Annotated in this window: 9 protein-coding genes and 1 riboswitch; of the genes, 2 read left to right on the top strand and 7 right to left on the bottom strand. The window is 49.3% G+C overall.

Features of this window, described 5'->3' with window-relative positions:
• Positions 1–8 precede the first annotated feature (8 nt).
• The 6 genes from uca to AWU77_RS06000 form a co-directional block, all read right to left on the bottom strand.
• A complete protein-coding gene (gene uca, locus AWU77_RS05975; protein ID WP_062060319.1) occupies positions 9–3,623 on the bottom strand; it encodes an urea carboxylase in 3,615 nt (1,204 codons plus the stop codon).
• 79 nt (positions 3,624–3,702) lie between these two features.
• On the bottom strand, positions 3,703–4,344 hold the full coding sequence (locus AWU77_RS05980) for an urea amidolyase associated protein UAAP2 (RefSeq protein ID WP_062060322.1): 642 nt from the start codon (positions 4,342–4,344) through the stop codon (positions 3,703–3,705).
• Between the two features lie 13 nt (positions 4,345–4,357).
• Entirely contained in the window at positions 4,358–5,092 is a 735-nt protein-coding gene (locus AWU77_RS05985; RefSeq protein ID WP_062060324.1) for an urea amidolyase associated protein UAAP1, read from the bottom strand.
• 3 nt (positions 5,093–5,095) lie between these two features.
• On the bottom strand, positions 5,096–5,872 hold the full coding sequence (locus tag AWU77_RS05990) for an ABC transporter ATP-binding protein (RefSeq protein ID WP_062060373.1): 777 nt from the start codon (positions 5,870–5,872) through the stop codon (positions 5,096–5,098).
• A gap of 106 nt (positions 5,873–5,978) precedes the next feature.
• Positions 5,979–6,800: an ABC transporter permease gene (locus AWU77_RS05995; RefSeq protein ID WP_062060326.1), complete on the bottom strand. Its 822-nt coding sequence runs from the start codon at positions 6,798–6,800 to the stop codon at positions 5,979–5,981.
• A 95-nt stretch (positions 6,801–6,895) separates the two neighbouring features.
• The gene (locus AWU77_RS06000) at positions 6,896–7,957 is read right to left on the bottom strand and encodes a putative urea ABC transporter substrate-binding protein (protein ID WP_062060328.1); all 1,062 of its coding nucleotides are present in this window, start codon (positions 7,955–7,957) and stop codon (positions 6,896–6,898) included.
• Between the two features lie 70 nt (positions 7,958–8,027).
• A riboswitch (guanidine-I (ykkC/yxkD leader) is annotated at positions 8,028–8,169 on the bottom strand.
• Positions 8,170–8,667: 498 nt separating this feature from the next.
• On the opposite strand from AWU77_RS06000, the gene AWU77_RS06005 reads away from it, so the two are divergent.
• Together AWU77_RS06005 and AWU77_RS06010 are read left to right on the top strand one after the other, a co-directional pair.
• Positions 8,668–11,118 carry a DUF1631 family protein gene (locus tag AWU77_RS06005; protein WP_062060375.1) on the top strand — a complete coding sequence of 817 codons (2,451 nt, stop codon included), beginning with the start codon at positions 8,668–8,670 and terminating at the stop codon, positions 11,116–11,118.
• Complete coding sequence (locus tag AWU77_RS06010; protein WP_062060331.1) at positions 11,115–11,477, top strand: PilZ domain-containing protein; 363 nt, start codon at positions 11,115–11,117, stop codon at positions 11,475–11,477. Before AWU77_RS06005 ends, AWU77_RS06010 begins: the two co-directional genes overlap by 4 nt.
• Before the next feature lie 34 nt (positions 11,478–11,511).
• Here the strand turns inward: AWU77_RS06010 and AWU77_RS06015 are convergent, their stop codons facing one another.
• Positions 11,512–12,567, bottom strand: a complete 1,056-nt coding sequence (locus AWU77_RS06015) for a phospholipase A (RefSeq protein ID WP_084618130.1) — start codon at positions 12,565–12,567, stop codon at positions 11,512–11,514.
• Positions 12,568–12,602: the final 35 nt, after the last annotated feature.

The raw sequence follows: 12,602 nt of genomic DNA on the forward strand, positions 1-12,602 counted from the left end.
TTAAGAGTTTAAATCGCTTCCAACACCACTAATGTTTGCCCCGCCTGCACGCGTGCGCCATCGGCTTTTAACAGGTGGGTGACCTTGCCCGCGCAGGGCGCGGTAATATTAATCTCCATTTTCATGGATTCTAAAATCAGCAACACATCGCCTGCTTTTACTGTTTGTCCAATCTTCACCTGAGTTTGCCAAACACTGCCAGAGACTGAGCTGTCTATGCGAATGGCATCTTCAGGTAAGTCGGTTTCTGTGCTTTCTTCTGCAACTTCTTCCTGCACATAATTAAATTGGCCATCGGCGTGCCAGCGTGCCAGTTCATCATTAAAGGCCTGTTCACGCTGGGCGGTAAAGGCGCTGATGGAGTCCTGATTGGCAGCCAGAAAATCCTGATACTCGCTCAAGCTGAAATGGCTTTCTTCTATCTTGATTGGGTAGCGCCCCTGCGGGAAGTCGCGGCGAATTTGTTGCAGCTCATCGCTGCTCACTTCATAAAAACGAATTTGATCAAAAAAGTTGAGCAACCAAGGTTGTTTAAATTCCTTGGTTTGGCGATAGCGATTCCACATTTGCAATGTGCGCCCGACAAATTGGTAGCCGCCCGGGCCTTCCATACCATAGACACATAAATAAGAGCCGCCGATACCCACGGAGTTTTCGGCTGTCCAGGTGCGCGCCGGATTGTATTTGGTGGTTACCAAACGATGGCGTGGATCAACTGGTGTGGCGACCGGCGCACCCAGATACACATCGCCCAAACCCATCACCAAATAAGAGGCGCTGAACAGAATGTTTTTCACCTCGGCGATGGAATCCAAGCCATTAATGCGGCGAATAAATTCTAAATTGCTCGGGCACCAGGGCGCATTGGCGCGCACTGATTGCATGTATTTTTGAATTGCCAATTGACAGGCTTCGTCATCCCAGCTCAGGGGGATGTGCACAATGCGCGAGGGCACACTCAGTTGCGCTAGCTGCACAATTAATTCGCGCTCAGCGCGTTCAAGGTGGGCTAATAATTTTTCCAGCGATAATTGTTGGCTGTCGTAGTGCAGCTGTAGCGAGCGAATTCCCGGCGTTAATTCACGCAGGCCGGGCAGGGTGTTTTGCTCCAACCATTGCATTAGGGCATGGGCGCGGAAACGCAATTTAATATCCAGTTCCAGCGCGCCATATTCAACCAATAAAAAGTGATCGCCGGCGGCGCGGTAGACAATCTCTTCACCAAATTCAGCTGCCGCCAAGGTTTTTACAATGGGCGAGCTTAATTCACTGGGGCTCTGTACCTCATATTGATGGGATTTCTTTTCTAGCGAACGCAAGGATTGATTTTGTGTTGCTTCAATAGCTACAGCATCCGCAATGCTCACCGGTAAAAAGCGAATTTTATCGCCCGCGCGCACCTGGCCGAGTTTCCAGAGGTCGGCACTGATTACGGTTGCTGGGCAGACAAAACCGCCGAGCGATGGGCCATCTGGGCCGAGAATAACTGGCATGTCGCCGGTAAAATCGACGGTGCCAAAGGCGTAAGCATTGTCGTGAATGTTAGATGGATGCATGCCCGCTTCGCCGCCGGAGCTGCGCGCCCACTCGGGTTTGGGGCCAATCAAACGTACACCGGTGCGGCTGGAGTTGTAGTGCACTTCCCAGTCGGTGGTGAAAAAGGTGTTGATGTCATTGTCGGTGAAAAAATCCGGTGCACCATGGGGGCCGTAAATAACGCGCAACTGCCAGAGATTATTAATCGGTGGTTTTAATTCATCGCTAACTATTGCCGCGTTTATTTCTGCGTTGCAATTATTTGTATCTAGCGCGAGCACATCACCGGCGCGCAATGCACGACCGTTGTGGCCGCCAAATTGACCGAGGGTAAAGGTGGATTTTGAGTTGAGGTAATCCGGGCACTGAATGCCGCCAGCGACACATAAATAGCTGCGCGCCCCTTGATCGGTGATGCGCCCTAATTGCAATTGCTGGCCGGCAGCGACTGAGATAATTTCATAAAGTGGAATTGCACTGCCGTCGAGTTTTGCATCAATCGCAGCGCCGGTTAAGATAATTTTTGTCGCGCAGCCGAACTTTAAGGTTGGCCCTTGCAGCGTAATTTCCAAACCTGCAGCATTTTCATCGTTATTTAACAGGCGATTGCCTAAACGAAATGAATAGCTGTCGAAGGGGCCGGAGGTGGGTACACCTACATGCCAATAACCGGAGCGGCCTGGATAATCTTGAATGGTCGTTTGGGTGCCGCCTTGAATCACATCGATGCGCGCGGGTTGATAGACAAAGCTATTTAAATAGCGAGTGGTCATTTTGCCTTGCACCAGGGTTTGATCCTGTAACAGCGCGCGCAAATAACCAATATTGGTTTCAATTCCGTAAAGATAAGTGTTGTTTAAGGCGCTTGCTAATTGCGCGAGCGCTTGTTCACGATCGCTGCCGTGCACAATAATTTTGGCCAGCATAGGGTCAAAAAACGCCGGTACTTCAATGCCGCTTTCAATCCAGTGATCGATGCGCAGATTGTCATTTGCGGCGGGAAATTCCACTTTGCTCAGCAAGCCTGCGCAAGGCTGGAAATTTAATGCAGGGTCTTCTGCATACACACGCACTTGAATGGCGTGGCCGTTTGGTGTGAGTTGATCGCGCAGTGCTTTGATGTCACCGAGATCACCTGCGGCCTGGCGCAGCATCCACTCGACTAAATCCACACCATAGACTTCTTCGGTAACACCGTGCTCCACTTGCAAGCGGGTATTCACTTCGAGGAAATAAAACTTGTCATCGAGTGAGTCGTAAATAAATTCCACTGTGCCCGCATTGCGATAGCTAACCGATGCTAAAAGTTGCTCTGCAGTGCGCTGCATGGCCTTGCGTTGCGCGTCCGATAAATTTGGCGCGGGGCATTCTTCAACGACTTTCTGGTTGCGCCTTTGGCTGGAGCAATCGCGTTCACCAATGGCTACAGCAGTGCCTTTTCCATCGCCAAACACTTGCACTTCAATATGGCGCGCGGCGGCGATAAATTTTTCTAAAAATACCCCATCGTCGGCAAAATTATTTTTGCCCAAGCGTTTTACCGATTCAAATGCGCCTTCCAGATCGGCTTGGCTATTGCACAATTGCATACCAATACCGCCACCACCGGCGGTGCTTTTCAGCATAACCGGATAGCCGATTGCAGCTGCGGCGGTTACGGCTTCATCGAGACTGGTTAATAAATCTGTGCCGGGGCAGAGCGGAACATTGGCGGCTTGCGCTAGTTCGCGCGCTTTGTGTTTTAAACCAAAGGTAATCATCTGCTCTGCTGTGGGGCCGATAAAAACCACACCAGCTGCTTCGCACTCGGCCACAAAACTGGAATTTTCACTGAGAAAACCATAGCCGGGGTGAATCGCCTGGGCGCCGGTTTGCTGGGCGATGGCGATAATTTTTTTGCGGTCCAAATAAGTTTGCGCGGCTGCACCCTCACCCAAGGAAAAGGCTTCATCGGCAATACGCACATGCAGTGAATCTGCATCTGACTCGGCGTAGACGGCGACGGATTTGATATTGAGTTTTTTCAGGGTGCGGATAATACGAGTGGCAATGGCGCCGCGATTGGCGATAAGCACTTTGGTAAACATAGTCTGCTCCGGCAGGTCGTCCCGCTGGGATTGATTACGACAATGGTCGTCCATTGAAGACATTCAATTTAAATAAAGATTAATTCCAAACAATCACTTCAATCGGTGTCGGGTTGTAGCCATTACAGGGATTGTTCAATTGCGGGCAATTAGAAATCAGCATGACTATATCCATTTTGGCTTTCAACTCGACATATTTTCCCGGTGCGGAAATGCCATCTTCAAAGGTGAGGCCGCCATCGCTGGTAACGGGTACGTTCATAAAAAAATTAATGTTGTGGGTGATGTCGCGTTTGCTAATACCAAATTCCGGGTGCTCGGCAATAGCGAGCATCCAGCTGTCGCGACAGGCGTGCATGCAGCGTTTTTCCAAACTGTAGCGCACGGTATTACTTTCGGTGGCGCAGGCACCGCCGAGGGTGTCGTGGCGGCCACAGGTGTCGGCGACAATTTCCAGCAGCTCATTATTGGCGTTAGACATTAATTTGGTGCCCGCCGTTAAATACAAATTGCCTTGAGTGCGAATAGTGTCCATAGCGCTGTAGCGCTCGCTCGGGTCTTTGGCGTTATAAAATAAAACGTCGGCGGCCTGGTTGCCTTCTAAATCGACAATGCGAAAAGTTTGGCCCTGTTTTATTTCGCCCAGAAAATAATCGCCCGCGGGAACATGGTGTGTTGAAAATGCGGTTTCAGGATGCAAATTGCTTTGAATATGTGACATGTGCGCGCCTCAATTATTTCGCCGATAGGTAATACAGTGCATTATTTTGGAATCCGCGCTGGTTTTCTGCGCGGAAATTTTTGCAGTAGTCATCGTCGCTGACCGGGTCTGCTTCACCTAATTCGATTTTTACTGAGGTGAACGGATAAGTTTCTGATTGGTTGAGCGGGTGCGGGCAGGCGTGCATCACCACGAGCGTATCCATTTCAAAACGCAGGGTGACACTATTACCGGCGCAGCGGTTTTTTGTATCGAGTTGAATGTTGCCTTGGTTATCAGCAATCACTTTACTGAACCAATTGATGTTGGCAGCCATGTCGGCGCGCCCCAAACCGTATTTGGCCAGTTCAACTAAAAAGGCATCGTAACCATTTTGCAGCCATTGATTGTGGTGGCTTTGATAATCGCGCTTGCCCCATTGCTGTTCGACTTGTGCTGCGGTGCTATTGCCGCAAATAGTATCGTGCCAGTTGCCTTCGCCATTAGCAGAGTGGTCTTCAACAATGGAGGCGAAAATTCGCCCCATATCGGAATATAAACAATTGCCGCGTTGCAATTTAAAGGTGTGCTGGCACTTGAGGGTGTCGGGCGCGTTGTAGCGCTCTAATAAATTGCGCGGGTTATAAAACAGCATGCCCACATTGGCGCCGCCTTCGAGATCGGTAATTTTCATTAGGCTGCCGCGGCGCAGTTCCAGTGACCAGTGGCCATTGCCCGGCAGGGTGGTGGTGTACAGCATTTTATTCATGAGTTAAAAATCCCGTGAGTCTTGGACAATGGTTTGTAATTCGGTGGGCACTTCACTTTTGCGGCGAGTAACCGGCAGGTCATAGGTTATGTTCGCACCGTAGGCGCCGGGCGCTTGATTGTCGTGACGCAATTTGTCGAATACCCAGAGGCGGGTGCCCAAATAAAAACCTTCGCTGAGATCGTGGGTCACCATAAATACAGTGAGCTGGTGTTCGCGCCAGAGCTCCAAAATTAATTGGTGCATATCGGCGCGAATACCTGGATCGAGTGCACCGAAAGGTTCGTCGAGCAATAAAATGCGCGGTTGGCGAATCATTGCTTGGGCGATAGCCAAGCGCTGTTTCATCCCGCCGGATAATTCGTGTGGGTAGCGATTAATGGCATGAGTTAAACCAACGGATTCCAGCAGTGCTTTGGCTTCAGCGACGACTTTGCGTTTTTGACTGCCAAACAACTTTCCGAGAAGCGGTGAGTGTTCAAACTCGCGCGCGATAATCACATTTTCCAACACCGTTAAATGGGGGAAGACGGAATACTGTTGAAACACAATGCCGCGCGATTGATCGGGTTCGCTGCGGATAGGTTTGTTATCCAGTAATAGCTCCCCGGAGCTCGGAGATTCCATACCCAACAGCATTTTTAAAAATGTGCTTTTGCCACAGCCGGAGGTGCCTACCATGGTAATAAATTCACCGGCGTTTACGCTTACGTTCATGCGCTCCAGCACTACGTTCTCGCCGTACTTTTTCCACAGGTTTTTTGCCTGAATCATGGGCATAACTTTCGCTCTTTTTTCATAGAGGTATTTTTTATCAAAAGGGATAACGGTCATATCTTGTATTCCGCATTCTTTTGCTTGTCATTTTTGTTCAGCTGCATGGGTTTTATTTGCTAGTTAATTGATAGTGCCATGGAAAACACTTGGTGCTGAGCTTAACTAGGAGCCAATCCACTAAAAAGGCGAGCAGGGTAATCCAGGCTACATAGGGCAGAATCACATCCATCGACATATAGCGACGCACTAAAAATATGCGATAGCCTAAGCCATCGGTTGATGCGATTGCCTCGGCTGCAATTAAAAATAACCAACCGGCGCCGAGTGATAAACGCACTGCATTAATTAAGCGCGGCAGCAGTTGCGGAATTAATACACGCACTAAAATTTGCCAGGTGGATGCACCGAGAGTTTGTGCTTTCACTAATTGTTCGAGAGGAATTTCTTGTGTGCAGCGCTGAATATCGCGCGCAATAAAGGGCGCAACACCGATAACAATTAACGCCACCTTAGACAGTTCGCCTAAGCCAAATACAATAAATAACACCGGCAGCAGCGCCATGGGTGGCACCAGCGAAATAACGGTGAGCAACGGCGCTATAGGGGAATAGAGGGTGGGAATCGCACCGGTTAAGATACCGATGGTGAAACCTAAAATCGCGGCGATAAAAATGCCGAGTGATAAACGATACAAACTGCTGAGTGTATCCTGCCAAAATAAATAGTCGCCACTGCGTTTACTCGGCTCAAAGGCAAGGTTGCTAATTGCATCGCCCATTTGCGCAAAACTCGGTAAGAGTTTGTCGTTAGCATTTTCGGCGAGGCGTGCATCGGAGGCGACTAGATAGACAACAAGCAATAGCGCAAACGGGAGAATGCCCAACAATAACTTGAGTGGTTTGGAGGGCGTTAGATTGATAAGTCTTTTCATGGCATTGCTCTTAATTGGCAGTTGCGTGTAGCGGTCTTGTTATATTTTTTAGTCAAGTGTTCCCAAGCGAGGCTTGGGAACAGGGTTAGAGTGCATTACAGTTTTTTGTCGGCCGCCATTTGCATATAGGTTGGATCAAAACGCAGTTTTACGTTTTTCTTATCACCATACACACCTTTGGGACCTGCTACACCGATAAATCCAGCATCGGGTGCGCCATCGCCTAGCAAGCCGTGATCAAAGGAAAACTCAGCTACTTTTTGCATGGTTTTTAATAATGCATCGCTGTTGATGAGCTCCAGTGCTGAAGCGGGGGTATAGAACATTTTGGTGCTGGCGAGCTGCGCTTCAAAACCGGCGAGGTCAGTACCAGATGCAACGGCCATTGCGGTTTTGGCGGCGGTAGCGGCTTTGTCCGATGCGCTCATCACGCCCATAATTTCGTACCAAGCGCCGACTAATGCTTTGCCGAGTGCAGGATTGGCTTTTAATGTTTCGGTATTAACAATCATCAAATCCATAATTTCACCGGGGATTTGTGATGAATCGAATACTTTGGTGCTATTAGGTTGTGCGAGGATTTCGCTGAGCAGCGGATTCCATGTAGTGACGGCAGTGACATCTTTGGTGCCGTAGACAGCGACCATATCGGCATCGGAGGTGTTGACGACTTTAACATCGGACTCTTTCAGGCCGACTGTTTCCAAACCGCGTGCGAGCAAGTAGTGGGATACACTGAGTTCAACCAGATTGATTTGTTGGCCTTTAATATCCTTCAAGGTTTTGTTGGCGCCTTTAAGCACAACCCCATCATTACCGTTGGAGAAATCGCCCACAATCAGCGCGGTTGAATCCACCCCACCTGCAGCAGGAATAGTGAGGGCATCCATGTTAGTCATCACACAGCCATCAAATTGACCGGCGGTATATTGGTTGATGGATTCGACGTAATCGTTGATTTGCACCACTTCAATTTCGATGCCGTATTTTTTCGCCCATTTGTCGACAATTTTTTGCTCGGCACCATAGCCCCAGGGCATCCAACCAACGTAAATAGACCAGCAGACTTTAAAGGGCTCGGCGGCACTGGCGACAGCGGCAGAAAAGGAGAGTGTAAGAGCGAGTAATAGCTTTGAAAGGCGGGATTGGTGCAACATGAATAACCTCCAGCGGTTTTGGTGACATCGGCGCAAGCAAATGGGAGCACTCTGGCGATTAAGCCATTCCATCTCCCGGGCTTTTATCCCGCCGTGTAACCTCAAGACAGTTACCGGCGTTTAGCCATGTGCCTGCCTTGGGAGGTCGGAAGCTCTCGGACCAGACATCAACTTGATGGTTTCAAGTGACCGGAACCCTAGCCTCCTATTAGTAAAACATTGTGTTTACAGCTTGTTGAATAGCTAAAACCACCCAGAGTGCGAATCAGTTATTACAGGTTACTAATCGCAATATGAGTGCCAATTATTTAATTTGCTGATTTTGTTGGCATTTTTGTGAATTTAGGCGATTGCAGCACGGGTAGGAGTGCCTGATTATGGTGCGCACTGCTGTGCATGGTTGTTTGTTTTGGTGCAAATGACGGTGGAGTTGTTTGTTTGCTGATTGTAATGGACAAGGGGCAACAGCCTTTTAATTTGGTTAGGTGGGCATCTTTCAAGCGAATTGCGTAGATCGTGCTATTTTTAATCTAACTGTGAGCTGGTAGTCGTATTGTCTGGAAGAAATCTCACAAGCTGTTAAGATTGTCGCTCAGGACAACCTACGCAAAAGACTGGTTCATCTAGTCTCTAGGTTTGCAGGCTCTGATTCCTGGCGCGGTTGAAGCGAACCTAGCTTGGTAGGAAAAGGTGCTAGGAAAATGAATTTCATGGAAAAACACGGAATAATTATGCATAACTCAGGCTTACCTGGCTCTGAACCTAACAAGTCCTCTCCGTATTCTGCGGTGGCCATGTCAGAGCAATTGGTCATTCAACATTTAAAGCATTGCCGCGATTTAACACGCGGTTTTGCCTACCGCGTTTTTCCTAATTTTTGGCGCCAGTGGTGCAAACAGGTGTTGGAGATTGCCGAGCAGGCTAAATCCAATAAAGACCAGATTGCCCTCTATGAAACCCAAAATTTGCTGGCAGCGGTCCAGCAGGCCGCCGAACAAGAATTCTGCCAACATCTGGCTAATGGCTTCGTCAAATTCAAAAATAAATCTCTCAATACTTTGACTGGCGAAGAGCGCTTTAGTGGCGATATTCTTTCATTAGTTGAACATTCCGATCTTGAAGAAACTATCGCAATTACCTCTATTACTCATCGCGCCGATAATTTTTTCGCCGAGCATTTGTGGGCATTGCAGCAGCGCTTGGCGCTATTAAATGATGGCGAAAAAATTGATGAGCGCGCAAATCCGGCCAGCCCGGTACAGTTTTGTGAATCCTTGCGCAAACTGCTCGCCAATTTGGATGTCGATGTTAAAACCAAAATTATCGGCTACAAGCTGTTCGATCAGGACGTGATCGGCATGCTCGACGGGCTTTATGATGAGCTGAACGATTACCTGATCCGCCAAAATTTATTGCCCAATCTGCGCTTTGTTCCCGCCAGTGATAAACCCGCTGAGCACAAGCCAGAAGAGAAGACGATGGAGGATGATCCGTTTGAGCGCAATGATCAGCCGGTGGATGAGCAGCAGCAAGCCGAAGAGCAACAGCAGCACCAGCGTCGCGCGAGCGACAAGTTATTAAGTGGCGCGCTCAACCCCAATGATGTTCAGTACCAAAATAGCTTGTTGAATGCGATTCGCCTGTTGCAGACCCATGTTACCCAAGCCCTGCCTGCAATTCAGGCGGCGAACTTCACACCTCAAACCATGACAACAGCGCAAGCGGCGAATAGCCCTGCGATTAATCCTGAACGCGCTCCCGCAACCCCGGCTGTGCCTACCGCGGCGCCAGCTAATTTGCAGGTTTACACCCAGACCCAATTGGTTGGTGTGCTCGAGCAAATGCAGACACAAGCGTTTGACGCAACCCATCAGGCGCTCGCCCATCATGAGTCTGGCCCGGTGCCGATTGTGCCGCAAGCGGTGGCCGATGTCGGGCGCAAAATGATGGAGCAGATCGCCAGCGAGAATGAAAATGGTGCGGTAGAAGCGGGCGATATGCAGACCATCGATTTGGTTGGTATGTTGTTTGAGTACATGCTGTCAGACGATCACTTGCCCGACTCCGTCAAGGCGCTGTTAAGTTATTTACATACCCCTTTCCTGAAAATTGCATTTATCGATAAAGGATTTTTCGAGCAGCCCGAGCACCCGGCTCGTGTGTTGCTTAATAGTCTTGCCGAGGCTGGTGTACGCTGGGTCAGTAACGATGGCAGTGATCAATACGATATTTTCACCAAGATCAAAACAACCGTGTTCCGCTTGCTGCAAGAATTCAAAAATGACGTGCGTATCTTTGCCGAGTTATTAATTGAGTTTAATGCCTATACACTCAATGTGGCGCGTCGTCAGGAATTAATGGAGCGCCGCGCGCTGGAAAAAGCCCAGGGCGAAGAAAAACTGCGTGAAGCTAAAATTCAGGTAAACAATGAGGTGCGCAATCGCACCGATGAGCGCGATATGCCCTCGGCTATCTTGCTGCTGCTGTTGCAGCCATGGTCGGACTATCTCTCTTTTGTGTTGCTGCGTTACGGCGATAAATCCGATAGCTGGACCCGCGCGCTGCAAGTTATCGATGATCTTCTTTGGACGTTGGAACCCAAAACCAATCCGCAAGATAAAACCAGGCAGATGGAATTGCAGGATTCGCTGCTAACCGCGATTGAACGTGGTTTTGAAACGATTGGATACGAACAGGCGAAAGGCCGAAAACTACTTGATGCAGTCATCTCACTCCAGCGAATGGCACTTTTAAGCCGCAAAGCGGAACCAGCTCCTGCACCTATGCGCACCAAGCTGGAATCTCTGGCGGCAGAAAAAGCCGGGCATTCAGTTGCGCATCTGCAACCGGTTTTGCCAGAAGAGGCCAAAATTGTCGATAGTTTGAAAATGGTTGAGTTTGGCACCTGGTTTGAATTTGAGGGCGGTAAACGCTTGAAAGTGGCCTGGTACAACAAAAAGACCCAGCACTATATGTTGGTGGATCAGCAGGGGCGTAAAGTGTCACTTGCGGCAGGACTGCAATTGGCGCGCGATATGCTCGCTGGGCGCGCGCGGATTATCGCCGGCAGCACCAAGCCGTTTTTTGAACGCGCACTGGAAAATATTTATCACACCCTTAATGAACGAGCCGATCATCTTAAAACCGGTAAAGCATCATGACTCACAACTGCTCGCGTGAACATGACAGGGAGTTGGAGCGCCATACAATCAATGGCGATGTCGATGTGTACGACAATTTGCGCGACCAATACATTGGTCGCTTGGTTAATATCCACACTCAGGGGTTGATGATTGTGGGGGATGTGGCAGTCGAGGAGGATCATCTTTATACCCTCGATTTGCACGTGCCTGAGCCGGTCAATGGGCAGATGGTAATCCAGTTGGGCGCCGATTGCCTTTGGGCGCGGGATGCTGACTTATCGGGCAAGCACTGGATTGGTTTTTCTATCATCGACGCCTCGCCTCAGGCAGCTGAGTCGATCCGCGCTCTGGTGGATTTACTTGGCGAAGCTTATTAACAGCTTCGCGCATCCATCACTTGTATTTGCATAACTAGAACAAATCCGTAAACACAATGCCGAGCGCAAGCACTTCCATATCGGTGTTGTAATCAATCAGGCTATGGCCGTAGCCGTTAAAGTATTTAAATTGGCCGCGCAAATTTGCGCTAATTGGAAAGCTCCATGCCAATTCCAGCGCACCTTTATTATCTCCATCCAGATTGTTGCGCAGCATAATGCTGTAAATATCATCGCTGTGTTGATAGGCACCGTTGAATTCAAAATTCCCCATGTAGTCAGATATGTCTGGATTGTCGTCGCCATCCGGGTCGCCCGGATATTCCTGCTCAGGCTCGGGAATGCGATACCAGGGGGTGAGGGAAAATGCGAAATTACCTCGCTCAAATACCGTATTTAGCATCACTCGGTTCCAGCTGCGTGATAACAATCCCCCTTGGCCATTGGATTGGTGGTTCAGCATGACTTCGTTGAGCGCATTGCGAAAACCCAAAATTTCCCAATCGTTGGTGAAACTTAAAATCAATTCGGGTTGATGGTTGCTCTCGCGAAATGGGGCTGAGTCTGAATCGCTATAGACTTGCCACAGCGAGTGATTGGTATAACCCATATAAAGATGGCCGTTATCGCCAAAAATATCTTCGCGGATAAGAATCTTAACGCTCAGTTGGAAGTCAGCCTCGGTTTTGCTCAGGTCACTCAGGGATTTGGAGTCAGTATCCTGATAGGGGGCGACATTGGGGTGGCGGGTATAGCTGACGGGGAAAAAATAATTGCGCTTATGCGGGGTCAACATAAAACGATTGGAGCGGTTGAGAGCTTCCAGCGTCATGCGTTTTCTGAGAACGGGCGTTTGCGGTGCTTCCGCCAGCGTTTGCTCCTCAATTTCTGTAGTGGATATTTTTTCTGCATGCAGCAGCCGACAAGCCTGTTTTAAGTCGGCAACAGTCATCGATTCGGCAGCACTGGCAACTGAGCTTTGCAGGCAATGATTTAATTCGCCATCGGTCATTTCGATGGCTGTGTTGGTATCGGCAAAGGCGGGCAGTGCGGATAACAAAAGCAAACAGCTAGGCCAAGTGTGGCGCATGAGTAGCTTCCCTAGATGGTGGCGGCAAATGAGCC

The sequence above is a fragment of the Cellvibrio sp. OA-2007 genome, from assembly GCF_000953825.1.
Lineage (GTDB): Bacteria > Pseudomonadota > Gammaproteobacteria > Pseudomonadales > Cellvibrionaceae > Cellvibrio.